This window comes from Polaromonas jejuensis NBRC 106434, from assembly GCF_001598235.1.
GTDB lineage: Bacteria > Pseudomonadota > Gammaproteobacteria > Burkholderiales > Burkholderiaceae_C > Polaromonas > Polaromonas jejuensis.
In genome coordinates, this window is record NZ_BCYO01000076.1 from 1 (window position 1) to 936 (window position 936).

The window sequence follows — 936 nt, forward strand, 5'->3', positions numbered from 1 at the left end:
TGCGGACAAAAACTTGGACTACTTAAAGGTAGTTCATGTACTCATACGAAGACCGCATTCGAGCAGTCAAGCTCTTTGTCAAGCTCGGGAAACGCACGGGAGCGACCATTCGGCAGTTGGGTTACCCAACCAAGAATGCGCTCAAGAGCTGGCATCGAGACTACGAACAGGGTCGCGATTTGCCGCTGGGCTATGCACTTTCAAGGTCGAAGTATTCAGACCAACAGAAGAAAGTGGCCGTTGAGCATTACCTAAACCATGATCGCTGCCTTGCTGGAACCCGAAAGGCACTGGGGTATCCGTGCCGCGATACGCTAGCAGCCTGGGTCAATGAGCTGCACCCCGAAAGGAGAAAGAACGTTGTTGGCAAAGCTCGCGGCATACAGCGCCCTCAAGAGCTCAAGCAAGCGGCAGTCATTGCGCTTTGCACCCGGCAGACAAGTGCGCAAGCCATTGCTCAACAGCTAGCCGTGAGCAGGCCGACGTTGTACAAATGGAAAAATCAACTACTCGGTCCTGAGGTGCCCGCATCCATGAAACTCCACAACGATTCACCGCCCGATCCTCAGCGATTGGACCTGGAGCAGCAAGTCGAAGCGCTGCAACGCGACATCCGGAAATTGCAGTTGGAACACGATCTCTTGAAGAAGGCGAACGAACTGTTAAAAAAAGGCCTGGGCGTCGACCTGCCACTCCTGAGCAACCAGGAGAAGACACTGCTGGTTGACGCCCTGAAGCACACCTATACGCTCTCTGAGCTCTTTGCCGAACTTGACCTGGCCCGCAGCTCATACTTCTATCACTGCGCCCGGCTAAAGAGTCCTGACAAATACGCTGACGCACGTGTTGCCATCACCGATGTCTTCCAGAGCAATCACCGTTGCTACGGTTACAGGCGAATGCGTGCAGCACTTGGCCGGCGCCAGCTACACATCT

General features: G+C 54.5%; 1 protein-coding gene. It reads left to right on the forward strand.

Annotated features, from left to right (window positions below; translation table 11 throughout):
- Positions 1–35 precede the first annotated feature (35 nt).
- Positions 36–936: transposase family protein (locus PJE01S_RS24170; RefSeq protein WP_479687614.1), on the forward strand; the 901-nt coding region annotated here is incomplete at its 3' end.